Origin of the sequence: Psychrobacter sp. 1Y6 (assembly GCF_052258385.2) — a bacterium.
Taxonomy (GTDB): Bacteria; Pseudomonadota; Gammaproteobacteria; order Pseudomonadales; family Moraxellaceae; genus Psychrobacter.
The window spans coordinates 1,689,987-1,716,339 of record NZ_JBQQEW020000001.1; the positions used below are offsets into that span (position 1 = coordinate 1,689,987).

Genomic DNA, 26,353 nt, shown 5'->3' on the forward strand with positions numbered 1-26,353 from the left:
CTTGCTCGTCTGAGCAAACAGGGTAACCATCAGTTTTCGTTTTACCTTAATACCTGCTCTACCCGTTCAATCAAGTATTCTTTGACCGCATTAAACAGTGGATCGATTAAGCGCCGTTCTGGACAAATCAAATACAGCGGATAGTTGGCCACTTGCCAGCCGTCCAACTCTACCTCGACAAGTCTCTCTGCCTTTAAATCGCCGGCTATATCTAACTGAGACTTTAATGCGATGCCTTTACCCGCCACTGCCCAGCGGCGTACAACGTCACCGTCTTTACTTCTGCGATTGCCATCCACGGCCACACGTTTAGTCTTGCCCGCTTTCTCAAAAGTCCACTCGCTCAAATACTTTTCATCATGCCCCAAACGTAAACAGTTATGCTGCGATAAATCTTCTGGCATTTTTGGGATACCGATACCTTTATCAATTTTGCTCAAATACTCCTTTGACGCACACAGTATAGGGCGATTATTCAACACTATGGGTAGTGCGACCAGTGATGAATCTTTGGGCGCGCCGTAACGTAGTGCCAAATCAATCTGCTGACCGTACAAGTCCACATAGCTGTCTGACATATGTAGCTGCACCGTCACTTTTGGGTGAATGTCTATAAAATCGTCCAACCAAGGCAAAATTAGGTTTCGTCCCAAATCTGATGACGCCGACAGCCGAATTGTACCCGTCAGCTCAGCATCATTGTCATGCAGTCCTGCATAAGCATTGTCTAAAATAGCCACCGCATCTCGGCAATGTTTTAAATATTGCTCACCCTTGCTAGTTAAACGCAGCCTACGAGTAGAGCGAACAAACAATACCGTCTCAATTTCGGCTTCTAATCGCTTGATCGCTGCACTCACAACTGCAGGCGACAGATCTAAGTGCCGAGCACAGGCAGATAGGCTGCCTAAGCGAGCGGTCTCAATAAAAATACGTAAATCCTGCAAATTTTTCATCGTCATGCCTTCGTTCAATTAGCGTCTAACTTAGCAACCACCATCGCTTGCTGCTGCTAGCCTCATCATTATATAAAAACTATTGAAACTGTTTCTCTAAACCTGCTGATTATCAAAATCATTAATTATAGTAGCATGCACCTATAAGGTTTACTCACACATTTGGAGATACACGATGGATACTATAATACGGCCTACGAGCACACAGGATACTCAACACCATAGCCACTATGATGGAGATAATCAACAAAGCGCACTACAGCAAGCACGCAACTTACCACTACCTTCAAAATCAGACATGCTTAGACGTGCACCATCGGTAGAGCATTTTTGGCATCAAAACAGCCAGTTACTAGAGCAAGCATGGGCAGAGTGGGAAACCACTGAGCATGACTTACCTGTACTTGATGACTCATTATTTGATCCAACTCTACGTGATGCAGTGACGCAAGCATGGCGCACTCCTTCTACGGAGACGGCTGTTAAAAATTTATGGCAAGAGATACTACCTGACGTATATCAGGGGCAACTCTTTGACCCAGCACAACTATCAACACTGCGCCGTTATCTGCAAGCAATCGCAGACGCTAACATTCCTGTACGTCCTCCTTACGGTATCGCATTGAACAGTAATGGGGCCATGCTAGATGCGCGCTCGCTAGGCTATCTGGCCACCCCTAATTTTCAGGCGTTTTATCATAGAGTCATGAATCAATATATGCGCCCTATCGCTCGGTTGTTATTTGCCAATATTTATGGCTATGACACTCAGACCTTTGGGTTCTCGATTCAATACCAGCCGACAGGTGATACATCGCTACAACTTCATACCGATGCTTCAGCGGTGACTATGAATATTAACCTAAATCTGCCAGGCGAAGACTTTACTGGATCAGAAGTTGACTTTGTTGATCGCCATTTAGGGCAAACCAAACGTGCCATCTTTAAACCTGGTATGGCGATTATTCATAGAGGCTCGGTGCCGCACGCCGCACATCCAATCACTAGTGGCAAACGTACCAATATGGTGCTTTGGCTGTATGGCGATAATATGCAAGTACCACAAGGAGTTGGGCTTAATAGTCATATTGATGCCAATCAACGTTGGACTGCTACGCACAGTCAGCCTGATAATTTCGCGCCGTTTTAAGATGAGCTTATGCGTTTAATGGATTTATCAATTGATAAAGCACCTTCATTATACGTCCTAATATAGCTAATAAATAACCTTTAAACAGATTAAAAACGCCATATTCTCAAAATAATATTGAAAGTGTTTTCTCTTGTAGCTAGTGGTTCTAATGTATGAACTTTACTATTATGAATCATCACTAGGACGGACTAATCAGTTAACTTAACGATGAACGATAAGGGTTGAGTGGCACCGTTTGTTAAATCCGTTTGTATTACCAGCTGACTAAAAAACTGAAACTTACTTTACTTAAGGACAATCATGAAAACCATTAATGAAGCACTAAACTGGCGCTACAGCACCAAAGTATTTGATGCCAATAAAAAGATATCTGCTGAAGATTTTGAGCAGATCAAAGACATGCTACAAATGAGTCCGTCAAGCACCAATATTCAACCATGGAGCTTTGTCATTGCAGATGATGACGCAGGCAAAGCACGCATTGCCAAAAGCACGCAAGGTGCCTTTCATTTTAATACACCTAAAGTCCTAGATGCCTCACACGTGGTGGTTTTCTGTACTCGTATTCATGCCGACGATGAATACATGCAGGCGGTGTTAGAAAAAGAAGATCAAGATGGTCGCTATGCGCAGTCAGAATTCAAAGCACAGATGCATCAAGGTCGCCAATTGTTCTTAGATATGCATCGATTCGATACCAAAGATGAGCCACATTGGCTTGCCAAACAGGTATATCTCAACATGGGCGGGGTACTATTGGGCAGTGCGCTTTTGGGTATTGACACCGTCCCTATGGAAGGGGTTGATTTACAGGCGCTTGATACGGAGTTCGACTTACGTAGCAAAGGATATTCTGCTGTGGCAGTGGTATCGTTTGGCTACCGCAGCGATGATGACTTTAATGCCAAAATACCTAAATCACGCTTGAGTGAAGAGACTATTTTTATTAAGGCTTAAGCAATCACTAAGCGAAGTCTAAACATTATCAAATGGTCAATAAGCATAATTTTAGCGTTGCTATTGGCCGTTTGAGTTTCTGCTATAGATTTTCTGAAGATTTTCTGACGTTTTTTAATAATATTTCTTATTAATTTACTGTATTGCTTTTAAAATAAACATAAATAATAACTGGAGCCGACGATGAATTTGGCAAACAATAAAAAGAATGCTATCGCGTTCTATCAGACCGCTTACGAGGGTAATCCACAAAGAGCCGTCGCTGATTATGTGGGCGATGATTATATTCAACACAATCCCGCCGTAGCCAATGGTAAATCAGGATTTATTGAATACTTTGAACGGATGCAAGCACAGTATCCGAACAAGTCAATTGAGTTTGTACGTTGTATCGCTGAAGATGACTTAGTCTCATTGCATACCCATCAAGTCTGGCATAACGAAGATAAAACCATCGATGAATTCGTGACGATGGATTTCTTTCGATTTGATGATAGTGGGAAAATTGTTGAGCATTGGGATTCTATCCAACAAATACCCAAAGATTCTACTAATGATCAAACCATGTATTAGTTCATATATATAGAGAGGTGACAACCCCTTTTATGCGTAATCAGACTGTGCATAATCTACGCCTTTAATCCTTAATCATAGTAGTAATAGAGACCTATTGGCTAACGTTAACATTGGAGCCGTCGTAAGATATTTCCTATCTATTAATATCCTAGTTTATGAGTTTCTTGCTACCAATAAGGCGAACGCTTTATTTCTTCGGCAAGAAAATCAATAAACTTTCTTTGTAGTGGTGTCACCTGCTTTCGATTGGCATAAACCACATAAACACCCAAGGTTTTGGGTTTCCATTCAGGCAATAACTCAATAAGTTGTCCAGATGCAATCAAAGATTTGACTGCGCCAGATGGCTGTAAGCTGATCCCATGTCCACGCAACGTGGCAGAGAGCAAGACTTCAGAGATATTGGCGCTGATGTTGCCAGAGATAGGAACAGACTCTGGACCATTTGGCCCGTCAAACACCCATGCCGACCGTCCAAAATACGCAAACGATAGACAGTTGTGATGTACAAGCGACTGTACGTCTGTAGGTCTGCTACGCCTTTGTAAATACTCAGGTGCAGCGCATACGATAGAGTGGCACTCACCGATACGTCTGGCAACGACATTTGGCTCCAAATCATTGGTGATACGAATCGCCAAGTCAATACGGGCATCAACCAAATTGACCGAATCATCAGTGGTAAGAATATCAATCGCTGTTTGCGGCCAGTGAGATACGAAGCGACCAACCACATCCATCAAAAGGCTATCAATCAGCGAAAAGCTGGCAGTGATTCGTAGCTGACCTTTTAGCTCCAAAGTATTCTGATTGCGTATCTGATCCAACGAGTCGGTCAATCCAAGCAACTGGTACGCCACCTCAAGAGTCTGCTCACCAGGTGCAGTGAGGCTCAGACTTCGAGTCGTGCGATGTAATAAGCGCATATCCATCCAGCTCTCAAGCTCTGTCAGATAGCGCGTTACCTTAGCTCTAGACATGTCTAAATTGTCCGCGGCACGGCTCAAGCTACCTTGCTCAACGATCGTAACAAACACCTGTAACGCGGTCAGCCTATCCATTTATCTATCCTTATTTGCGCGAAAAATGAAACAGTAAATGCCGAATTATAGCGTATTTAAACGAAATACAATCGAATAGAATAGCCACTAACAACGAATACCGCCATTAACGCGGTCTATTTACTCAAACGAAAATATAGGTGAATTATGAAAAAATTAATGACAGCTTCTATGGCGGCCAGTATTCTACTGCTTGCAACCCAAACGAACGCAGCCGATCTACAACTACAAGCATATAAACCAGATCAAAATGCTATTTTCCCAGTGACCTCTGTGCTGGCAAGTGGCGAGAAAGATGCTATCTTGTTCGATGCACAGTTTAGTGTCAAAGATGGTGAAGCATTGGTTGATATGATCAAAAAAAGCAATAAAGACCTAAAAATGATTTATATCACGGCAGGCGATCCAGATTACTATTTCGGTCTTCAACCTTTAGTTAAAGCCTTCCCCAATGTAAAGGTTATGTCTAGCCCTTCTATTATTAAACACATTGAGGCGACTAAAGATGCAAAATTAGAGCATTGGGGTCCAATCCTTGGTAAACATGCACCTACCAAAATTACAGTACCTCAAACACTTGATCAGTCTACACTGACCTTAGAAGGCCATAAAATTGAAATCAAAGCGTTCGGAACCCATCAAGCATATATGTGGGTACCAGAGTCAAAAACCGTTTTCGGCGGTGTATCGGTAACATCAGGTATGCATGTGTGGACTGCTGATACCCAAACTAAAGAAGCTCGTAGCGAGTGGATGCAATCATTGGAACACATGAAGCAATTAAAGCCAAACCTTGTGATACCAGGTCACTATTCAGGCAACCTACTCAAAAAAGACTACGCTGTTGATTTCACTCTCAGTTATCTAAAAACCTTTGAGCAAGCACTCGACGAAGCAAAAAAACAAGATTCTAAGCAATCAGAAAAAGTGATTACCATCATGAAATCGGCTTATCCAGCCTTGCCCGGAGGAAGTGATTTAGAGTTGAGCAGTAAAGTAAATACAGGTGAAATGAAGTGGTAAGTACGGACTATTAGATAAAAATATCATTATTTGGTAAGTCTGTTAGCGAAATACGAGTGTCAAAATGCTGGCGTATAAATGCTTGGTCAATCAGCATACGCTAGCACTTTTAATGATAAATGAGAGTGACTAATGACAATACAGTATCGTCGTGCTACGCCTGAAGACTTTACAGCCATTGTCGACCTCTTTGTCGTCAATATGAATTTGAGTGTATTTACTACTGCTACAGATAAGCAGGTTCTAAAGCAACTGGCTACCCTATTTCTTGCGAAAGACTGTCATCGTGCTACTTTTATACAAGTTGCAGAATATGATGACATTATTTGTGGTGTGGTGATAGGGGTCACTAAAGAATATCCACATAAAGCTTTATTATTCGATAATAAGCCTATTATTGATCAGATAGAAAACAAGCTGCGTTTATCTAAACAAGGTCGACAGGTATTAATTGATTTACAGAAAAAAGAAACGGCTGGTGCGAAACGAAAGACAGTCAATTTTGATAGCGAGCTACAGTTCTTCTGTGTAGATCCAAACTATCGTCGCCACCGTATTGGAGCGACGTTGATTCAAGCATTTGAGGCTTATCTCGTGGCACAGGGCGTAACCACGTATGCACTACATACAGATACCCTGTGCACTTATCAGTACTACGATAATAATGGCTATCAGCGTGTTGATGAGTATCCCAACCATCTAAACCCGCAGATAATGCACTATACCTATGTCAAATCTTTATCTTGACAAGCTTGTATAGACTATCTTTAATTAGCCAATAAAGCAGCTTCGAATGGATAGTTAGTAAGGTTTTCAAACCCAGTATCTGTAATAATGATTTGATCTTCAAGTTTGACACCATTTTTACCACCAACTCGCCCTACATACGCTTCAACGCAGAGTGCCATGCCCGGCTCCAACACACCACTATAGCCATGGCATTCAAGGTCTTCGGGGTAACGAATAGACGGGTATTCATCACAAAGACCAACGCCATGCATCATCACACCATATCTTTGCGCTCTATATTCTTCAGGAAGTAATAAACCAGATTTTGTCACCTCTTCAAATGTCATTCCTGGTTTCAATATAGTCATGTTGTGTTGGATATGTTCATAAGCTACCTGATAGAGATGCTTTTGCTCTGCACTTGGCAAGCTCTCTCCAATCATCCAAGTTCGAGACAAGTCTGCACACATTCCATAAGGGCCAATCAGATCTGTATCGAATGCAAGTAACTCACCCTCCTTCACAATTCGAGGGCCGCTTTCTTGAAACCAAGGATTGGTTCTAGGCCCTGAAGAAAGAATTCGACATTCTATCCACTCACCACCTCGACGAATATTTTCCGCATGAAGAATAGACCATATGTCATTCTCAGTGATACCGGGTACTATTGCTTCTTGCATGCACTTCATCGCAACCTCTGTTGAGGCAATTGAACATCGCATGGCATTAATTTCATCTTCGTTCTTAATAGATCGAGCAAACTCCATCACTTCCTGACCATCAAAAACATCGATTCCTGACTGTTTTATCTTATTGAAACCAGCAATTTCAATTTTATCGATAGCCAATCTTTTATTGTCTCCAGCATGCTCCTGTAAAATAGATTGAATTTCTGAAGCAAATCTAGAGGCATGTTCGTCAGTTCTATCACCGGTTTCAAAGTAGAAGAAAGAAGCGCCTCCTCTGACTTCTTTGATCAAAGGAAGGTGTGCTGATAAGTGCTCACAATTGTGAAAATCCCATAAAATAAGATGTCCTGATGCAGATACAAAACAGGCTCTAGAGTGATTGTGGGTCACCCATACCTGCATATTTGTGGAGTCAGTCGCATATCGAATATTAAGAGGATCAAATAATAAGATGCCGCCAAGATCTCTTTTCTGTAGTTCTTTTACGATTCTTTGGAGGCGGTATTCGCGCATTCGTGCAAGGTTAGGAGGTGTCAGCCCTAGCTCAGCCCACTCATTGAATGCAAGATCTGTTGGACCTATCTCGACACGGTCATTATCGTTCAGAGAGCCATCAGCTTTAAACGCGCCACCTCGACGCCGTGAAGGGTCGATTTTTCGATTTGAAGATGTGACTGAGAATGTGGTTATATTGCTCATTATTTGGCCTACCTCATAGTAATAACTTCAGCAAACAAGAGCGCCATTGAAGAATAGAGCCTTGCCTGAATGGTTGTATCTATAGTAATTTGCCACAAAAAATGAGTATGAAAAAACGATTTAAACACACGAATTCATGACATAAAGTCATGCTAATATTATGACGCTTTCTTTATCCGCTCTCTATGTTTCAAAACGCTATAAGGCTGTTCTTTTATATTTAATAGACTCAAGCGTGGCGAGCCAAATCAAAGGTAAGACAATCAGAGCCGAACCTATCAAAAGACTGATATCCGGTATTTCATCAAACCATACGATGCCGATAACCACTGCCCCTAACAGACCAGTATATTCTGCACTAGATATTTTATGGGCTTCAACCGCTCGGTAGACCAGCACGCAGATACCCGCATAAATCAAAATAAACAAATTTGAGCCTGCTGCTATCCATAGCGCATACCAACTCAAAGGGGCATTTTCCCAAATAGCCAAACCAAGCCCCAACGGTATCCCGACTAAATTGGTCAAAAACAAGGTCTGAGCAACGGTGTGATTCGAAGGCAATTTACGAACCAATAGATTGTTTGTCGCCATGGTTAAGGCCACGATCAACGCAAATATAGCACCCATATTAATTTGTGTTGGTTTTACCACGACAAGAATGCCTATGAAGCCTAGTATTGCCACAATGATGCTTGGTGCTGTGAGCCTGTCTTTATAAAACAGAAACCCTAACGGCAACATCAGTAAAGGTGCAGTATAAAAAATCGCATTCACCGTTGCCAGCGGTAGCGCTTGGATAGACAACACCATAAATACCGCGCCAAATAACCAAATATGCCCCCGTACAAAATGCCATTTTACGTTACTAAGTAGCTTGGCTTTTTGGTTGAATAAACAAAACGGTAGCAGTATCAAGACAGCTGTTAGCTGACGCAATAGCACAAACTGATAGACCGCTGCGCCATCTGGCAACTCTTTTATCAGCGCATCCGAAAGGACTGCAATCATGTTTCCTGCAACCAATAGTAACATTGCAAACCCAACACTTATCTTCGGCATTATCATGCTTATACCTATCTCAAAATACATAAAATTTTAAATTAAGCCATTTAATCTAATGGTCAGATAAATAGTATATTCGCGTATACTCATGACGTATAATGATATAAAAACGTTTAGTATTAGTTGAACTCATAATGAAACTCCCCCCATTACGTGCCATACAATGCTTTGAATCTGTAGCAAGGCTTAATAGTTTTTCTAAGGCAGCAGAAAGCCTCAACGTGACGCAAAGTGCCGTGAGTCACCAGGTTCGAACGCTTGAAGAATATCTTGGTGAAGCGTTGTTTTATAGGCAGGGCCGAACCCTTTCTTTAACAGATATAGGCGAGCGTTATTTCACAGAAGTAAATCAATCGCTGACGGCTCTGTCCAATACCAGTCAGGCCATTCGCCATGATAAGCCTGGGCATATTCGCCTAGCACTGTATAGTTCAGTGGCTGTCAATTGGTTGATTCCTCGGTTAGAAAACTTCCGCGAACAGCACCCAGAGATTGAGCTGACCTTAAATATGGTGACAGACCAAGACGACTATAATGAGCAGTGTTCGGATTGCTTTATTACCGTCAATCCACCGAAACGCAATGTAGTCAGCAAGCTTTTATTCGCTGAGAAGCTATTTCCTGTCTGTGGCCAAAAACTTTGGGCGGAAATAAAGGATCAGCCATTGCCTGAGGCGTTATGGCAACACCCTATACTGTCCGTAAAATATTCTGACAAAAGTGAAGGTACGGCTAATGATTGGTTAAAATGGTGTAAAGCAGGCGGGTTTGAGCTGCCAAGCGAGGTAAAGATTAATCAATTTAGCCATGTACTGCTTGCCGCACAGGCTGCACGTTATAACTTAGGTATTACGCTTACCGACAACTATATGATGCTAGAACAAACACATCAGCAAAATCTTGTCAAAATCCCAATGCATGAATTACTCACTGGCGACAGTTTCTATTTCTTTTATAATGACTTAAAGTCAAATCAACCAGACATCATTAAATTGAGTCGTTGGTTAGAGTCACAATGTCTTTAAAAGTGTTTTAAATAGCATTTTAAATAAGTGTTTCTAAAGACCGTCATTAACGAGTATTACCTATAATTGCGACCAATAAGCACTGTGAAAGTATCAACCCCCTACGATAAAGAGCAAGACCTATGCAAATAATCCTCAATCAAATGGAGATTACCGATTATCAAGTATCAGTAAATGCTGCTGCGATATTAAAATCAATCCATGATCATCAAGTTTGCGATGGCTTTATGATTTTTCCAGAACTTGCTTTGACTGGCTTTCCGACGCTAGACAATATTGAAGCGTTGTATCATCAATCAACAGAGCACTTTCACAGCATATTGGAAGCAAGCAAAAATACAGATTCAACCATCATTATTGGACATGTTGACAAACAAGATCAACTTTTCTATAACGCATGCTCTTTTATAAAAAACGGAGACATCATTCATAAACACCGAAAGTCAAAGCTTTGACTTGATGATGTTGGGGTATTTACCAGCGGAGAAGACCTGTCAGTGGTTAGCATTAATGATGTGGTTTGCGGTGCTCAGATTTGTTTTGAGCTAGAATTTCCAGAAGGCTCAAGAGCACTGGCAAAAAAAGGCGCACAGATCATATTTATGCCAAACGGCAATATGTCTCCCTATGCAAATACCCACTATGTATTGACTCAAGCTCGGGCTATAGAGAACCAATGTTTTGTGATTACCTGCAATGGTGTCGGCGTCGGTCATGGCGGTCAGTTTGTAGGAGAGAGCCTAATCGTCTCTCCTACAGGACGAATTATCAAAAAACTTGGTTCGTCGCCAGATATAGTAACAGTAAATATAGATTTAGAGGAACTAGAGCAGTCTAAGCAAAACTATCAATATATAGACTTGTCTTAATGTAACCATAGAGCTTAATCATTAAACTGAGTGGCAAGGTTGTTTTCTAGAGAAACCACAGTGAAGAAAAATCACGGTTACGTATCGCGGCTGATGTCTGGTGGCTTGAAAGCCAATGGACTATCGTTGAGCTAGTACAGCGCAATCTATATATCCTATGACTTACTACTCTCAGTCTCTCAAAGCATCTTCAACAAAGCTCAACCGGTCTTGACCAAAAAACATCTCACCATTTACGAAGAAACTTGGTGCCCCAAATACGCCTCGTGCTACTGCTTCTTCGGTGCTAGATTTTAAACGCGCCTTAACCTCAGGCTCACTAATACGTGCCATAAAATCAGTCGCCTCAATGCCTACTTTCGACAGAACTTCAGCCACGACTTCTGGTGATTCCATATTTAACTTTTCAGCCCATAGCGCATTAAAGACAGCGGATAAATAACTCTCAAATTTAGGTGTCCCCAAATAAGCGGTAACACCGCGCATAAGCTGCATCGTATTGACTGGGAAAGATGGATTGAAGCGAAAAGGTACGTCATAGATGGCTGAAAAACGCTTAAGGTCTTTGAGCATATAAGCGCCTTTAGCAGGTATGGCAGCTGGTGAGGTGTTACCAATGGCTTGGAACACTGCGCCAAGTAACATAGGTCGCCAAACGATCTCGGCATTGTGACGCTGCGCGATACTCGCTAACTGTGTCCATGCCAAATAACTGGCTGGGCTACCCACATCAAAGAAAAACTCTATCTGTTTACTCATCTTTGCATTCCTTGCAATATATCAAAGATCCATTAAAATTTGACGGTTACTAACTAGATAAGATTAAAAAGTTTCCATCCATGGGCGTAAATCTAGCTCATGCGTCCAGCTATCCCTTGGCTGACAGTGCAACTGCCAATACTGCTCAGCGATATGTTCTGGATTTAAAATACCGTCTTGGTCTTTTAGCTCATAGCGCTCGGGAAAGTTGTCACGAATAAAATCAGTATCAATGGCACCGTCAATAATGGGATGTGCGACATGGATGCCTTTAGGTCCCAACTCGCGCGCCATGCTTTGTGCCAATGCCCGCAGAGCAAACTTAGCGCTAGCAAAAGCCGAAAAACCTTTACTACCGCGTAAAGACGCTGTTGCACCCGTAAAAATAATTGTCCCACTCTCACGTGGAATCATAACTTTTGCCGCTTCTCTACCTGTCAAAAATCCAGCCAAGGCACCCATCTCCCACACTTTTCGATAGACCCTTTCTGTCGTATCTAAGATGGAGAAATGAACGTTTGCCCCGATATTAAACACCACCACTTCAATCGGCCCAATGTCTTTTTCAATATGAGCAAACAGCTCAACCATCTCTTGCTCGACACGTGCATCACAACCAAATGGCTTGACTACTCCCCCAGCCGCTTCGATATCACGGACTAATGCCTCTAGCTTCTCAACAGTCCTTCTGGTCACGCACAAAGTAAAACCTTCTCGCGCAAAACGTCTGGCAACAGCACTGCCAGTGGCATCGCCTGCGCCGATTACAACTGCTACGGGTGCTCTGTTCATGTCTATTTCCTTATAGGTTCCTTTTTAGAACTAACAAAAACATAGCTTTATTTTTGGACCCTGTCAAGCTAACCTATGACTTAACGATAAAGGAGATAACCTATGCGCTGGGATGAACTGGACCAACAGTCTTGCTCGGTGGCTCGCACTTTAGCAGTCATTGGTGATCGTTGGACGCTCATGATTTTGCGTGATTGTTTTTTGGGAGTCAGACGATTCGACGTATTTGAGCAACGCTTGGGCATTACACGCCATGTCCTATCTAACCGTCTTCGCAAACTGGTTGAATACGATATTTTAAAAAAAGTCGCCTATCAGCAGCGGCCGCTACGTGAGGAATATAGACTGACAGAGTGTGGATTAGATTTGCACTCTGTCGTACTGGCATTGGTCAGTTGGGGTGATAAATACATGGCTGATGAACGCGGGGCACCGCTGTTGCATAGACACAAGGCATGTGGTCACATTATGCATCCGGTGACAGTATGCTCCAAGTGCGCTGAGCCCATTACTGCACGTGATATTGAGGTTGAGATAGGACCCAAATGGATCGGTAATGATGAAGTGCATATTTAATATAGTAGGGGTTTATGAATAACTGGAGCTAGATATCAGAACACTTTATTTAAAAGACTTAACCTTTTACGGTTGTACTGTGCTTCAGCCTGAAGTGTTCCAAAACCTTGTTAACTGTATCGAACAACGTAAAATAAATCCAATCGTGGCGTGTACCTTTCCATTAAAAGAGATACATACTGCTCAAGCGGTTTTCTTAGAAAAGAAACATGTCGGTAAAATCGTTTTGAACGTTGCTCAAGAATAATCATCGTTCAATAGCAAATAAATAGCGTATGAATGGCTTTGAATATTTTATTCAAAGCCATTCATATCTAGATCAATAGCTACTGTTTTGAAGCATAAAAGTCAGTCGTTTCAGTAGTGACTTTCAACCATTCATTTTATTGTTAGCAGCAGAATATAGATTAAACCTATGAGATAACTGTCATTTCAGTGACGATGAATTCATCGACCATCCCATCTGTTACTTGTACATAGTTCTGGAAATGCGGGCTTTGTACATGTTGCTGAAGACACTCGTTGTTTTCCCAAATCTCATAAACCACGAAACCGTTACTATTTGCATTTTCTTGATGTAAGTCATATTGAATACAACCTTGATCATCTTGTGATGCTGCTGTCAGTTTAAGCAGCTCAGTTTTAACTTGTTCAACGTGCTCAGGTTTGGCTTTGATAGTGGCGACGATGGTAAGTGGTTTGTTTGCTTGCGTGCTCATCTATTTATCCTATGTTTATTATTATCATTGATTTAAATATGTCCAACGTGTCTACTAAAAGCGTCACATTGGACCTACTAATCTAAATGGCGTTATGCAGACCAGCCTTCTAATACAATCTTGCCATGCGCTTGCTGTTTTTCTAGCATTTGGTGCGCACTACGTAGATGTTCAGCGGTGATAGCCCCAAGATTGTGAGCAACTGTGGTTTTGATCTCGCCTGCATCAATCAATTTTGCCACTGCATTTAATAAATGATGCTGTTCAATCATGTCTGGCGTATTGAACATTGAGCGTGCAAACATAAATTCCCAATGCAGGCTTAAGCTTTTGGTTTTAAGAGGGTTGGCATCTAATGATTTTGGATCATCAATCAGTCCAAGCTTACCTTGCGGCTTTAAGCATTTAATGATTTCTTCATAATGATCTTCAGTATTATTGAGACTCACCACGTAGTCTACTTCAGCAATACCTGTTTTTGGTAGTTCATCAGACAATGGGTTGCGGTGATTGATAACATGATCAGCACCCAAATCTTTGAGCCACTGCACACTCTCATCTCTCGAAGCCGTACCAATAATCGTGGCAGACGTTCTTGTTTTTAATAACTGAGTTAGGATAGATCCAACGCCGCCCGCTGCGCCAATGACCAATACTGAGACGTCATCAGCGTTCTCGCTACTACCGCTGTCATTCGCTGCGCTATCAGAGACAGGCACTTGTAAACGGTCAAATAACATCTCCCAAGCCGTAATCGTTGTGAGTGGTAATGCCGCTGCCTCAGCGAAAGACAAAGAGGCTGGCATGTGTCCAACGATACGCTCGTCGACCAACTGATATTCAGCATTGCTGCCTGAACGGGTCAAGTCTCCAGCATAGTAGACGTTGTCGCCTACTGAGAATAAACTGACGTCTTCACCGACAGCCGTCACAGTACCAGCAGCATCCCAACCAATAACAGCATACTCACCCTCTGCGGCAGGACGCCCTTCACGGATTTTGTAATCTACTGGATTGACTGATATGGCTTTCACTTCCACGAGAATATCGCGGCCTGAAGCAACTGGCTTATCAAGGGTAATGTCTTGTAGCGATTGTTCGTTATCGATAGGTAGATTGTTTTGATAACCAATGGCTTTGATAGTTTGCATAATATTGTGTCCTGTTTTTAATGAGAAAGTTTTTAATAATAAAATTTGAAAATATAGTTATTTGAAAATATAGTTATTAATGGTTCAATTGTTCGAAATTTATTAATGCTGCTAAATGCAAATTTTATGCATCTTATGCAAAAATTGACTGCAATACTGTTTGAGTCTGCTGCTCAAGCTCTGTAATGGCTGCTTGGTTTAGAGCATCAGCATGTGGTCGTCCAAACGCCCCTCTTGCATCGCCATGTGCGCCATCTGTTATATCGTTATCAAAGTATTTACCAGTATCATCAGCGAACTCATCCGAGATGGCCAACTCCGCTAAGATATTTGCGCCCTTGTCTGCTGATGACCAATGCTGACCATACGCTTCGTTGGCCATTTTTGTGTTCAGCAGCGAGCTTGGATTGACGGCAATGACATTAATATCGTTGCTAGCGACGGTGTCAGCTAATGCCATACTCCACATCGTGAGTGCCAGCTTGCTTTGGGCATAAGCATCCTTATCATCGAGGCGGGTCTGGCCTGCAAGTGCTTGATAAGATATTGACGCTTGCGCAGCTGAGCTTAAGTTCACGATACGCGCTTTATCAGACTGCTTGAGCAAAGGTAATAAAGCATTGGTCAGCTCATAAGGCGCTAGGTAATTGACTACAAAACGTACATCCAAACCGTCTTTAGTCAATGCTGATGCCGTGGTATAAATCCCTGCGTTATTTATGAGCACGTCAAGCTTGGGCAGTTTTTCATTGACGTCTGCTGCCATCTTTAGCACATCCGTTAAATCAGAAAAATCAGCCACAAACCCATCAATATTATCTACTGCTGCGCCTGTCGCGACTGCTTGAACTTCTGCAATGACGCTAGCAAGTTTGTCAGCATCGCGGCCATGCAAGTACACTTGGTGCCCAGCTTCTGCCAGTTTTAGCGCTGCCAATTTGCCAATGCCATCTGTGCTGCCAGTGATTAAAATCGTTTTAGTTTTAGTTGTATTCAGAGTCATAAACCGCCCTTATTATTTGTTTGAATTATTGTTTCAGTTTTGGATACCTGCTCTATTTTATCCGTCGTGATAGCGTCCATTGTAATGAAAGTGTTGTGGGTCAAACAGTAGTCATCACCTAAAACACTTTCAATATAATTTTGAAAGTGAGTTATATTTAATGGGTTATTTAGACTGTGATCTAAGTGGTTGCTAGTTAGACTGAAGATAATGTAACTATCGACAAAGCCACTCTATTTCATTGTAGATCTCACAAGTTGATAGTAATGGAGTCGAGACATTAAGCAATGCTATCTAGATGGTATTGCACTGAAAACCGTCTAGATAGTCGCGTTGATATAAAAGAAGGGCGGCTCGTTGAAGCGGATCGTTGAAGCTGCTCATTAAAGTCGGTTTAGGAAGTTAAGTTAAACAGTCAGTGCCATACAAAAACATTTAATCGACTATATGCAGTATATTGGCTTGAGTAAAGAAATGGCTCATCAGAAGATTCGTTGATTCAATCAATTTTTTACCCCTACAAGTTCAGGAAGCTGTTGTAATAACCATTTCCGGAATTTGGTCACACTCATTGACGTGTTATGTCGACCTAAAGGCTCTAACATATAAAAGTTTTCTGCAGTACGTAGAACGGTATCCACTGGGCGCACTAGAGCGCCACTTTTCAGATAGTCATCTACAAGTGAGCCCCACGCCAAAGCAATACCTTGACCATTGATTGCAGCCTGAAGCAACATCGTGTAATTATTGATATGGACTTTGTTTTTAGGCGTGATAGTAGGATAACCTACTTCACTAAACCACTCAGGCCAAGTCATCCAGTCTATTCGTGCCTCATCAAGATTCAATAAAGTACCACCAAATATTTTCTCTAGCGATCTATCATTATTAAACTGTACCAAATAATCTGGACTACAGACAGGGAACACTTCTTCTGGAAATAGAGGGGTTACCTCCATTCCTGCAGGTGGTACTCGGCAATAAAACAAAGCTAAATCGCAGTCCATACTATGCAAATCTACAACATTATCAGTTGCTAGTATTCTCAGGTCTATGCCTTCTTCTTGCTGAAATCGTGCAACCTTAGGCAGTAGCCAAAGTGCTGCCATTGCATGTGTGGTGGCTACTGTGACTTGATTTTCACCGCGCCATTTTTTGATTTCTCCGGTCGCTTGGGCAATATTAATCAGCGCACCATAAATGCTTTGATAATACTGCAATCCAGTGGCCGATAAAGAAATCTTACGGTTGGCTCGAATAAACAACTCTTTGCCAAGATACTCTTCTAATTGGCGTATCTGACGACTGACGGCTCCTTGCGTGACGTTTAGCTCATCAGCAGCTAAGGTAAAGCTCTGGTAGCGAGCTGCTACTTCAAACATAATAAGGCTGTTCATCGGTGGTAATGGCTTGATTTTCATCGACACTCCTAGCTTGTCATCTTGGCAATAGCTAATCTATTCCTTAGATTAGAACGTAAATAAAATTAGATTATAAATAGAGATACCTGAAAGCTTGAGTATATCACTAGACGTCGTAAAAACTGATCGCGGTGTTTCACACTTCAAAAGTAAGGACATTAAGATATATGTATGTTAATCATTATCACTTAAGTACGTGGCTATTGACTCTAATATCAATATTTATAAGAATGGTTATAAAAGCACAAAGCCCTTTAAATCCTAAGACTTAAAGAGCTTTGTGCTTAAATATCGCATTTATGTCAATCCATGGATTTCTTTCCAGTTACCAGGGTGCACAACATAGCCAAATAAGGCATGACCACCGTATATAAGCTCTGTTCCCTCAGGAATCCAAAGCATCTGTCCTGGACGCACTTCGTACTTTTGACCATTAGCCGTCAACTCAAAGCAGCCTTCTATCACAAAGACAACCTCATCGTAGAGTACTTGCCATGAGACCTCTGCACCTTCCCAACGAGCAAAGCCTATCCCCATATTTGGAGAAACGTCAGGCGTTAATGCCCTAGCCACATAAGCCATGCCTGGAGAGTCGCCACGTACACTAAATTCGAGGTTCTTACTATCTATTAATCTTACTTCACTCATTATTATTTCCTAGCGATTGCTATAGTTCACTGCGACTTTGCCATTTTGCGAGATTGATGCGAAATTTGACCCCCAGTCCTAAAAACGGTTCTGGTGGGTTTAAGCTTGGCATATCAGTCACATATTGAATATCACGCAAATCTTGGGAGTCTGCTCCTACCACCAGATCTGCGAGTAGCGTTCCAGAAATGGTTCCCCACGCCGCACCAACACCGTTGTCACACGCGCTGGCATACACGCCATCTTCTAACGCTCCAAAGAAGTTCGTAAAATTACGTGAGATGGCATAAACACCTCCCCATGTATGGGTTAAAGGCACACCTGCCAGCTCAGGATAACGGGCTAAGAATGCTTTTCGATGATCCGTCTGAACCCATTGGCGTGTCTCATCACTGATGCTTTTGCCATATTTTGGTACATGTTTGTAGGTATTACGAATAAGGATGCGGCGATCCGCAGTCATGCGTAATGTCGTGCCAGCATGGTCAGCTGGTGTTAACCCCCAGTTTAAGTCACCTTTGTATATCTTCATCTCTTCATCAGTTAACGGACGAGTCCAACTGGCAAAAGTCATCACGGGTAATAGACGATTTTTGAGATAGCCAAACTCTCGTGTAAAGATACTAGTGCCCAGCAATAACTTAGGTGTAATCACTGTTCCTTTATTACTGGTCAGTACCCAATTACCATTTAATTTCTGTATGTCTGTAATTGGTGATTCTTCAAACAGTTCTACATTCTCAGGTAGATTGTTACCCATTCCTTGTACTAAAGCGGCAGGCTGCATGAGGTAAGAGCCAGGCGTAAAAATAGCACGGCTATAATAATTGGTTCCAAGAACGCTACTGAGCTCTGCTTTATCTACCCAGTGATAAGGCTCCCCTAGGTTTTTCATCAAATGCTCAAAATGTTTTAGGTGCTCCTCACCACGTTCGCCAACTGCGCCTTGGTACTTACCTACCGCCGACCACTGACAATCGATGTTGTGCTGTTCGACCAATCCTTGCAACTGAGATATGGCGGTTCTATTTAGGTGTAATAGCTTTTTCTTAAGCTCAGGATCTGGGTGCTCTAATGAAAACTTATGTGGTAAATCTATCACAAAGCCTGAGTTGCGCCCTGAGGCCCCTTCTGCCACACGCTGCGCATCTACCAATATAATACGCGCCTCTGGCTTTAGCTCAGCCAATCGTCTTGCGGCCGCTAGGCCAGCAAAGCCTGCACCAATAATCGCATAGTCGGCTTGTTGTGTTCCAAGCAGCTTTTTGGCAGGTTCTGGCGCAGGCAATACGGAATACCAACCACAGCTTTTGTCATCGTTCGGTAAATTAACCATTATTATTTCCTCAAGCTGCCGTTTTATTGAGCGTGATTTTTTCAAGCCATTGATTGCGCTGGCTTTGTAATGTCGCACCAAGCAGTGCAAAGCCTGTTAGATTGCCTGTCTTATCATAAAAACCTGCAGCCAGCTCTTGTCCATACTGTTCAACCCTCCAGTCCCCAGCGCCAACCCCGGGCAATATACTCAGCGGTAAAACAGGCGTCTTTACGATGATCGGCGTCGCCTTCAATGATGCCGGCGTCGGCTTCCCTAATAAGCTATTGACCAGAGCAGGTAGCGCCTGATTAATAGGATTGATATAAGGTGCCCATTCACCATTCACCTCAGCGCAATCCCCTAATGCATATATTGCAGGGTCACTACTCTGGTGATTTAAATCAGTCTGGATACCTCGGCCCGTTACTAAACCTGCTGTTTGAGCCAATGCAATATTTGGTCTCAAGCCAACGGCACTGAGTACCAAGTCTGTCTCTATACATTGTCCATCTTGTAGCGCTAACTGATAACGACCACCGATTGATTGAACAGAGCGGATACTATTCTCCAGCTTCCATTCCACACCAATTCCGCTCAACGATTGCTGCAACGCACTACCCAACTGCTGCGGGATTAGTCGCTCCATAGGCCATTTTCCCAACCCTACCACTGTGACAGCCATACCATGTGCTGCCAGATCATTAGCAAACTCACAACCAATCAAGCCATCACCTAAAATAGTGATATGTTTTTTATCGGTTAGATGAGAGCGGAACTGTTTGTAATCTGCTAGATCATTCACACTGAATAGAGCGGATTGCTCACCTTCTACCGGAATGACGATTGGCGTCGCGCCAGTCGCTAATACTAAGCGTCCGTAGGTATATTCACCTATTGTGGTGTAGAGTCTTTTTTGTGAACGATCAATTTTGTTGATACGAGTGTGTGCGTATACACGAATATCTAAACGTCGCTCCCAGCTCAGCGCAGACTCTCTTACTAGATCATCACCGCTTTTGCCTAGAGCAAGCGCATTAGATAATGCGGGTTTACTATAGACCGAACCATCATCGGCGGTGAATAAGGTAATAGACAAATCTGGAGACTGGCTACGCAATGCTGACGCCAACTGATAACCTGCATGACCACTTCCGATAATAACGATTGGTTCAATAGTATTATCAACGATAGCGTTGCCAATACTTTCCTCTTCTTCATCGGTAATATCGAGCATCTCAAAATCAGCTTTTGTCACTTGACAGTCAGGGCACAACCAATCTTCTGGAATGTCTTCCCATCTTGTGCCAGGTGCGATTCCATCAGCAGGCCAGCCTTTCGCCTCGTCATAAACCCAACCACAGACAATACATAACCATTTTTTCATTGTGCCTACTCCCTTTTACTCTGTGACTACTTGTTGTGTCTCAGACGAATACCAATATTGCGCGTCTGAACATAACTATAGATGGCTTCCTGCCCTTTTTCTCGACCAAAACCTGACAATCCTACGCCGCCAAAAGGCGTCTCAACCCCGCCTGCAAACCACTCATTAATGAATATCTGCCCAGCAACCAGTTTGTTTGCCACCCGTAACGTCTGACTTAACCCTTCGCCAAACACCCCAGCCACCAAACCAAACTCTGTACCATTGGCCATCTCAATCGCTTGCTCTTCTTCATCAAATGGCATTATCACTAAGACAGGTCCAAAGACTTCTTGCTGCGTGATACTCATCTCATGGCTGGCTTCGATGATCGTTGGCGATACAAAATAACCATCTAAGTCAGGTGCACTGCCACCTGTCAAAATACATGCACCCTCTTCACGAGCAGACTCAATCATTTTTAGAATCTGCTGCTGTTGACTCTTAGATACTACAGGCGTTAAATCAGAGTTATCTTCACCTACTCCGATACTTAAGCTCTGTGCCAAATCAACGACTGCATTTTTTACTTCGTCATAACGGCTGCGATGTACCAGTAAGCGTGACATCGCTGAGCATACTTGCCCAGAGTTGTAGAAAATACCGACCTTGACACTGCTCAATAACGTGTCTAGATCCACATCTGCTAGTGCGATGGCAGCAGACTTTCCTCCCAGTTCCATTACTGAAGGCGTTGCGCGTTCAGCAGCATCTCTTAAGATGCGTTGCCCAGTTGGTACTGAACCTGTAAATACAATTTGATTGGTTTCTGAATGCTTGACTAAGTGCGAGCCAACCTCTGAGCCTTTGCCGCAAAGTAAGTTCACCGCGCCTTGTGGAAAACCAGCTTTTTCGATCGCTTTAAATAACAATGTCATAGCGATGGGCGAAATCTCAGGAGATTTTACAACCACCGCATTGCCAGCGGCTAAAGCTGGCGCCAAAGAACGCGCGCAAATTGATACAGGGAAATTCCAAGGGACAATCTGTACTGATATCCCCATTGGCTCGTATTGAGTAAAATTGATGTAGTCTTTGCCCAATGGCACAGATATCCCTTCAATTTTGTCTGCGAGGCCAGCGTAATACTCAAAGTAACGGGCCGCTTCGATGAACTCATCACGAGCCGTATCCAAGTTTTTACCATTTTCTGAGCACAGCACTAAAGCGGCCTCTTCCGTAATTTTACGAATTTCCTCAGCTGCCTTGAGCATCCAAGTAAGACGCTGCGCTGGGCGTATATCGGTGAGCAATCCTTGGCTCACACAATGCCTTGCTCCGGCCATTGCTAGATCAGCATCCTCGATACTTGCTTGAGCAACAGTGGCATAGGGTGCACCAGTAGCAGGGTTCATCACAGTCAGTTGACTGTGTGAATCTTTCCATTCGCCATTGATATAATTGAGGTAATGTTGCATCTTATGCCTCCTTTTCTAGTGCAGCTTTCGCTTGTGTGGCTAGCCATTTTTGGAAGAAATGTGTTGGTAAGTCCATCTCGGGTGAAAACACACCGCCACCAAACCCTGGAGAATGACGACCTTTTTGTAGACCTTCGACCGCCGTAATGTCTTCACTGAATACCACACGCCAAGACTCTAGCGTCGCTGTACGACAAGCTGCATAAATGTCTTTGGCAGATTCATCACTGACAAAGTACAAGCGGAGTTTTTCAGTTGTTTTTTCGGCACTGATAGGATCAATCATCATCGCAAATACATGGTCTGCCTGAATGCCTAATAGTACGTTTGGAAACAGAGCCACATATTCAGCGTGACGCAACTTGTCCTCTGGCCAGCTTGGGAACTTAGGCAAATGAGTGCCTTGAGTATCAGACAAGTTGTATTTATAGCTACCTTGTCCTGCGAAGCGGTCTTCAAACATAATGTTGTAATGGTCTTCTAGCTTTGAGTACGTGTTCAATGCTGGATGTACCCAAGGTAAATGGTAGGCTTCGCAGTAGTTTTCGACCGTCAACTTCCAGTTACTATCTACCTCAATCTCTAAACCCTCACTCATATCCACACGGTGGATTTGATTAACACCATTCTCTCCCCAAAACGGCTTCCAACGCTCTAACAAAGGAGCGATATGCGCTTCAAACGGTGCGGCATCCCCTGATATGTTTACGAAGACCATATCCATCCAAACACTAGAACGTAATGCACGTAGACCATGGTCTTCGCATTTAAAACGCTCATCTTTGTGTTTGCCTATACCGCCTACGTGCGGTGTTCCTTTTAAGTTTCCGTCTAAATCATAGCTCCAAGAATGGTACTGACAGCGAATCACGCCCTGTACCACGCCCTCTTCATGAACCAGTTTCATACCGCGGTGACTACAAACGTTATGAAACACTTGTACCGTACCTTCACGATTGCGCATCATCAATAATGGCAATCCCATAAATTCGACAGGTTTGATGTAGCCGTTTTTAATAAGATCAGAGGCAAACCCGACACATACCCAAGTTTTACTTAAGATGTTATCGCGCTCAAAATTGAAATACTCTTCGCTGACATAAGCAGTATTAGGCATACCATTTGCTTCAGTGATGGGGTGCAAAACACTCTCTACTTGTTTGATTGAGATGCGGTTGTGGTTAGTTTGGTTCATGTTGAATCTCCATGTAATAAAATGACGCATACTTCCTTGCGTTGGCTGTAGCCATTTATGAGCAATGTGTACTGCTTGATGAAGATTCTGCTAGACATTGCGGAGTTTGACAAACGACTTTTTTGCTAGATATTCATGAGTTTTCGTCATGTATTTTATAAAGATTCTTTGTATTAAATACCTACAATTGTTTTCTATTAATAAAACTCATGTATTTATGATAATAAATAGGTTGAAAGGTACTAGCACATAGCACTACTCTGAATAACCCAAACACGCAGCTGGCTATGGAAATCTGGCTGTTGTAACGTATTCAAGGAGTGATCATGCTAGCTACATCAGGCATTTTTAAAGGACTAAATCCAACCATAACGGTTGTCTCAAAAGTGTTGGTTATTGCTTTCGTATTATTTTGTGCGCTCCAAGCAGAACAGGCAGGTGTAGCGTTCGAAAGCTTTTCAACCATGCTGTTGCAAAATTTTAAGTGGTTTTATATTTTTCTGATGACAGGTGTGGTCGGCTTCCTGTTTTTTGTGATGTTCAGCCGTCTTGGTCATATACGCTTAGGTAAAGACGATGAGGAGCCAGAGTTCAGCTTTATCAGTTGGATATCCATGCTGTTTTCTGGTGGTATGGGCGTGGGTCTAGTTTTTTGGTCTGCGGCCGAACCTATCTATCACTATATGAGCAACCCTTTCGCTGCTAATTTGAGCGATGAGTCTGCAAGTATGGCGATGCAGCTCACCTTCTTTCACTGGGGGTTACATCCGTGGGCGATATTCTGTATCACAGCTCTAGCATTGGCTTATTTTAGCTATCGAAAAGGATTGCCTTTTAGTTTACGCTCCATACTTTATCCAGTCATTGGAGACCGTATTTATGGGCCCATTGGACATGTCATTGACATCTTCACTATCGTCATTACAGCGTTCGGCATTGCTCAATCTCTCGGTATGAGTGCGCTCCAAATCAACACAGGCCTAAGCCAAGTCTTCGGTATTGATAATGGTCTATCTAATCAGCTGCTATTATTGGGCGTGCTGTGTACGATTGCGACTTATTCGGCAGTAACCGGTGTCAATAAAGGGATGAAATATTTATCTAATCTCAACATGCTGTTGGCACTTGCTTTGATTATTATCCTCCTTGTTATCGGTCCAACTCGCTATATCCTACATACGCTGCTAGAAACCACTGGAAACTATACTCAAAACATCATAGGCATGAGCTTATGGAGTGACGCACAAAAAGACTCAGGCTGGCAGAACTGGTGGACGGCTTACTACTGGCCATGGTGGATGACTTGGGCACCTTTCGTTGGTATGTTTGTCGCTCGTATCTCTAAGGGGCGCACTATCCGTGAACTAATTGGTGGCGTACTGCTGGTGCCAACTTTGATCACAGCGATTTGGATGTCAGTCGTAGGTGGCTCTGCTTTAAAAGTTGAGCAGGATGCTCGCCACGTTTATGAAACGCAAGCGGCAGCATTGGTTGAATCAGGACTACCTGCGCAAGAAGCTTTTATCGGTGGACCTATCGTTGAAGCTGTCCAGCTAGACACCACTTTTGCTTTATTTACTATGTTTGATAGCGTGGGCGGCGACACAATCGGACAGGTATTAAGCATTCTAGCTTGTATATTACTTGCTACATTTCTAATCACTTCCGCTGATAGTGGTACTTATGTTTTATGCTTTCTGGATGCAGAAGGCGCGCAGACATCTCCCAAAAAAATGCGGGTTGTTTGGGGGGTATTAATCGCTATTATTGCTGGTGGGTTACTCTATGCTGGCGGGCTAAAAGCCATGCAAACAGCCTCTATCATCGCTGGTTTCCCAATTTCAATTTTCCTTTTCATTATGTGTATTACTCTATACAAGAGCTTAAACAAAGAAGCAGACAGGATAGAGAATTATAGTGCTCTTCATTCAAACGTTAAGACTATAGATCAAGATATAACAAAAGCATCATAATAAAATCTGCTTTACCTGATTAAAATAGAAACTCTTAGGAGTTTCTATTTTTTTGTTTGATACCTAAAATGACCGTTATTTAGAATTGCTGTTGATTGGAATTGTTGTTGCTTGGAATTGCTGTTGCTTCAATTTTCTATTACTTGAAACGACTACTACCTAGAGTAACTACTAGGGCGTGTCCTCATTTTAAAAATGGTGATAAAAATGAGATAAATTGCCGTCAAACAAGGAAAATGGCGCAGATAATATCGAGATATTGACCAGCTATTTGACGCCGTTTGGCAAGATTTAGCCATTTTTAACCCATTTAGATAACTATCGATTGAATTGAGAACACGCCCTAGACAGACCTAAGCACACCTCTCTTTTACATAAAAATTAGCGTCACCGTCTCTCGTATAAACGAATAGGAATGCTTGAATCAAAGTATGTTAGATTATTATTCTTAACTCAAATGAGGGCATTCTTCTGAATACGTTAATATTTTATAACTGGTTTGAAAAACTTCCTACAGATATTCAGGAGGACATTCGTTCAGCGATGACTCAGCGAACGCTATCTGACGGAGAAGCCTTGTTTCGTATACAAGAACCGTCTAATGAGCTGTACCAAGTAATATCGGGTAACATAAAATGTAATATATATAGCCATGATGGTACAGAGGTAGTCATCGGTACGCTATTGTCAGGAGAGACATTTGGTGAGCAAGGATTGATAGATGAATTACCCAGAGCCACCAATACCTATTCAGTAGGTGATTCTGTTGTCAATGTATTGAGCAAGAGACATTTTTTTCGACTTAACAACAAGTACCCTGAGATAAACACTCAGCTCCTAATCATGTTCTCTCACCGAATGCGGGTGGCCTTTGAGATCAATACTGACAACCTGACGCTTCCCTTACATCAAAGATTGTCACGATGTATATATAGGATAGTGGTCAATCAAAGCTCAAAAATGGCACAAAGCAATGAGCTAGAAATTACTATTTCACACGCAGACTTAGCAAGGATGGTAGGTGCCTCTCGGCAGAGCGTTAGCAAAGAGCTTAAACAAATGGAGAGAGACAAGCTTATCTGTATTCAATATGGAAAAATCGTTATCAACAGTATGGATGCACTCTCAAAAGCCTATCACGATGCTAATTAGACA

Annotated in this window: 25 protein-coding genes and 1 pseudogene; 11 read left to right on the forward strand and 15 right to left on the reverse strand. The window is 42.6% G+C overall.

All coding sequences use genetic code 11. The annotated features are described in order from the left end of the window. Positions 1 to 41 precede the first annotated feature (41 nt). Positions 42 to 956, reverse strand: coding sequence for a LysR family transcriptional regulator (locus ACTXGF_RS20710; protein WP_443534688.1), 915 nt, complete (start codon positions 954 to 956; stop codon positions 42 to 44). Positions 957 to 1,131: 175 nt separating this feature from the next. Here ACTXGF_RS20710 and ACTXGF_RS20715 point away from each other — a divergent pair, with 175 nt between their 5' ends. The 3 genes from ACTXGF_RS20715 to ACTXGF_RS20725 all read left to right on the forward strand — a co-directional run bounded on the left by ACTXGF_RS20715 (position 1,132) and on the right by ACTXGF_RS20725 (position 3,639). Next, entirely contained in the window at positions 1,132 to 2,106 is a 975-nt protein-coding gene (locus ACTXGF_RS20715; protein WP_443534689.1) for a hypothetical protein, read from the forward strand. A 303-nt stretch (positions 2,107 to 2,409) separates the two neighbouring features. After that, positions 2,410 to 3,066, forward strand: coding sequence for an oxygen-insensitive NAD(P)H nitroreductase (gene nfsB / locus ACTXGF_RS20720; protein WP_443534690.1), 657 nt, complete (start codon positions 2,410 to 2,412; stop codon positions 3,064 to 3,066). Positions 3,067 to 3,249: 183 nt separating this feature from the next. Next, positions 3,250 to 3,639 (forward strand): nuclear transport factor 2 family protein, encoded by a 390-nt coding sequence (locus ACTXGF_RS20725; RefSeq protein ID WP_443534691.1) that lies wholly within the window; start codon positions 3,250 to 3,252, stop codon positions 3,637 to 3,639. 170 nt (positions 3,640 to 3,809) lie between these two features. Here ACTXGF_RS20725 and ACTXGF_RS20730 read toward each other — a convergent pair whose 3' ends face one another. Further along, positions 3,810 to 4,703: a LysR family transcriptional regulator gene (locus ACTXGF_RS20730; protein WP_443534693.1), complete on the reverse strand. Its 894-nt coding sequence runs from the start codon at positions 4,701 to 4,703 to the stop codon at positions 3,810 to 3,812. A gap of 147 nt (positions 4,704 to 4,850) precedes the next feature. Between ACTXGF_RS20730 and ACTXGF_RS20735 the strand changes: the two genes are divergently transcribed. Next, the gene (locus tag ACTXGF_RS20735; protein ID WP_443534695.1) at positions 4,851 to 5,726 is read left to right on the forward strand and encodes an MBL fold metallo-hydrolase; all 876 of its coding nucleotides are present in this window, start codon (positions 4,851 to 4,853) and stop codon (positions 5,724 to 5,726) included. 132 nt (positions 5,727 to 5,858) lie between these two features. Further along, positions 5,859 to 6,473, forward strand: a complete 615-nt coding sequence (locus ACTXGF_RS20740; RefSeq protein ID WP_443534697.1) for a GNAT family N-acetyltransferase — start codon at positions 5,859 to 5,861, stop codon at positions 6,471 to 6,473. A gap of 20 nt (positions 6,474 to 6,493) precedes the next feature. Here ACTXGF_RS20740 and dddP read toward each other — a convergent pair whose 3' ends face one another. Together dddP and ACTXGF_RS20750 are read right to left on the reverse strand one after the other, a co-directional pair. Continuing rightward, on the reverse strand, positions 6,494 to 7,843 hold the full coding sequence (gene dddP, locus ACTXGF_RS20745; protein ID WP_443534699.1) for a dimethylsulfonioproprionate lyase DddP: 1,350 nt from the start codon (positions 7,841 to 7,843) through the stop codon (positions 6,494 to 6,496). A gap of 198 nt (positions 7,844 to 8,041) precedes the next feature. Beyond that, positions 8,042 to 8,911, reverse strand: coding sequence for a DMT family transporter (locus tag ACTXGF_RS20750; RefSeq protein ID WP_443569804.1), 870 nt, complete (start codon positions 8,909 to 8,911; stop codon positions 8,042 to 8,044). 131 nt (positions 8,912 to 9,042) lie between these two features. On the opposite strand from ACTXGF_RS20750, the gene ACTXGF_RS20755 reads away from it, so the two are divergent. Next, positions 9,043 to 9,933: a LysR family transcriptional regulator gene (locus ACTXGF_RS20755; protein ID WP_298810786.1), complete on the forward strand. Its 891-nt coding sequence runs from the start codon at positions 9,043 to 9,045 to the stop codon at positions 9,931 to 9,933. Between the two features lie 143 nt (positions 9,934 to 10,076). Next, positions 10,077 to 10,802 (forward strand): annotated as a pseudogene (locus tag ACTXGF_RS20760) (carbon-nitrogen hydrolase family protein). A gap of 171 nt (positions 10,803 to 10,973) precedes the next feature. On the opposite strand, the gene ACTXGF_RS20765 reads toward ACTXGF_RS20760, so the two are convergent. Further along, positions 10,974 to 11,561: a 2-hydroxychromene-2-carboxylate isomerase gene (locus ACTXGF_RS20765; protein WP_443534702.1), complete on the reverse strand. Its 588-nt coding sequence runs from the start codon at positions 11,559 to 11,561 to the stop codon at positions 10,974 to 10,976. A gap of 63 nt (positions 11,562 to 11,624) precedes the next feature. After that, complete coding sequence (locus ACTXGF_RS20770; protein WP_443534703.1) at positions 11,625 to 12,353, reverse strand: SDR family oxidoreductase; 729 nt, start codon at positions 12,351 to 12,353, stop codon at positions 11,625 to 11,627. Between the two features lie 102 nt (positions 12,354 to 12,455). On the opposite strand from ACTXGF_RS20770, the gene ACTXGF_RS20775 reads away from it, so the two are divergent. Next, positions 12,456 to 12,929, forward strand: a complete 474-nt coding sequence (locus ACTXGF_RS20775; protein ID WP_443534705.1) for a winged helix-turn-helix transcriptional regulator — start codon at positions 12,456 to 12,458, stop codon at positions 12,927 to 12,929. Between the two features lie 79 nt (positions 12,930 to 13,008). Continuing rightward, positions 13,009 to 13,176: a zinc-binding dehydrogenase gene (locus ACTXGF_RS20780; RefSeq protein ID WP_443534706.1), complete on the forward strand. Its 168-nt coding sequence runs from the start codon at positions 13,009 to 13,011 to the stop codon at positions 13,174 to 13,176. Positions 13,177 to 13,342: 166 nt separating this feature from the next. Here ACTXGF_RS20780 and ACTXGF_RS20785 read toward each other — a convergent pair whose 3' ends face one another. The 9 genes from ACTXGF_RS20785 to ACTXGF_RS20825 form a co-directional block, all read right to left on the reverse strand. Continuing rightward, positions 13,343 to 13,648 carry a putative quinol monooxygenase gene (locus tag ACTXGF_RS20785; protein WP_341609381.1) on the reverse strand — a complete coding sequence of 102 codons (306 nt, stop codon included), beginning with the start codon at positions 13,646 to 13,648 and terminating at the stop codon, positions 13,343 to 13,345. Between the two features lie 92 nt (positions 13,649 to 13,740). Further along, positions 13,741 to 14,790, reverse strand: a complete 1,050-nt coding sequence (locus ACTXGF_RS20790; protein ID WP_443534914.1) for a zinc-binding alcohol dehydrogenase family protein — start codon at positions 14,788 to 14,790, stop codon at positions 13,741 to 13,743. Between the two features lie 142 nt (positions 14,791 to 14,932). Further along, positions 14,933 to 15,802 carry an SDR family NAD(P)-dependent oxidoreductase gene (locus tag ACTXGF_RS20795; RefSeq protein WP_443534709.1) on the reverse strand — a complete coding sequence of 290 codons (870 nt, stop codon included), beginning with the start codon at positions 15,800 to 15,802 and terminating at the stop codon, positions 14,933 to 14,935. A 503-nt stretch (positions 15,803 to 16,305) separates the two neighbouring features. Next, positions 16,306 to 17,223, reverse strand: coding sequence for a LysR substrate-binding domain-containing protein (locus ACTXGF_RS20800; protein ID WP_443534711.1), 918 nt, complete (start codon positions 17,221 to 17,223; stop codon positions 16,306 to 16,308). Positions 17,224 to 17,520: 297 nt separating this feature from the next. Continuing rightward, on the reverse strand, positions 17,521 to 17,871 hold the full coding sequence (locus ACTXGF_RS20805; RefSeq protein WP_201607756.1) for a EutQ-related cupin domain-containing protein: 351 nt from the start codon (positions 17,869 to 17,871) through the stop codon (positions 17,521 to 17,523). A gap of 19 nt (positions 17,872 to 17,890) precedes the next feature. Continuing rightward, positions 17,891 to 19,207 carry an NAD(P)/FAD-dependent oxidoreductase gene (locus tag ACTXGF_RS20810; protein WP_443534713.1) on the reverse strand — a complete coding sequence of 439 codons (1,317 nt, stop codon included), beginning with the start codon at positions 19,205 to 19,207 and terminating at the stop codon, positions 17,891 to 17,893. A gap of 10 nt (positions 19,208 to 19,217) precedes the next feature. Then, a complete protein-coding gene (locus tag ACTXGF_RS20815) occupies positions 19,218 to 20,573 on the reverse strand; it encodes an FAD-dependent oxidoreductase (protein ID WP_443534714.1) in 1,356 nt (451 codons plus the stop codon). Between the two features lie 26 nt (positions 20,574 to 20,599). After that, positions 20,600 to 22,030 carry an aldehyde dehydrogenase family protein gene (locus ACTXGF_RS20820; RefSeq protein ID WP_443534715.1) on the reverse strand — a complete coding sequence of 477 codons (1,431 nt, stop codon included), beginning with the start codon at positions 22,028 to 22,030 and terminating at the stop codon, positions 20,600 to 20,602. A gap of 1 nt (position 22,031) precedes the next feature. Next, on the reverse strand, positions 22,032 to 23,225 hold the full coding sequence (locus ACTXGF_RS20825) for an aromatic ring-hydroxylating oxygenase subunit alpha (protein ID WP_443534716.1): 1,194 nt from the start codon (positions 23,223 to 23,225) through the stop codon (positions 22,032 to 22,034). Between the two features lie 326 nt (positions 23,226 to 23,551). On the opposite strand from ACTXGF_RS20825, the gene ACTXGF_RS20830 reads away from it, so the two are divergent. Both ACTXGF_RS20830 and ACTXGF_RS20835 read left to right on the forward strand, forming a co-directional pair. Beyond that, positions 23,552 to 25,198 carry a BCCT family transporter gene (locus ACTXGF_RS20830; RefSeq protein WP_443534718.1) on the forward strand — a complete coding sequence of 549 codons (1,647 nt, stop codon included), beginning with the start codon at positions 23,552 to 23,554 and terminating at the stop codon, positions 25,196 to 25,198. Positions 25,199 to 25,741: 543 nt separating this feature from the next. Beyond that, positions 25,742 to 26,350 (forward strand): Crp/Fnr family transcriptional regulator, encoded by a 609-nt coding sequence (locus ACTXGF_RS20835; protein WP_443534720.1) that lies wholly within the window; start codon positions 25,742 to 25,744, stop codon positions 26,348 to 26,350. Positions 26,351 to 26,353 lie beyond the last annotated feature (3 nt).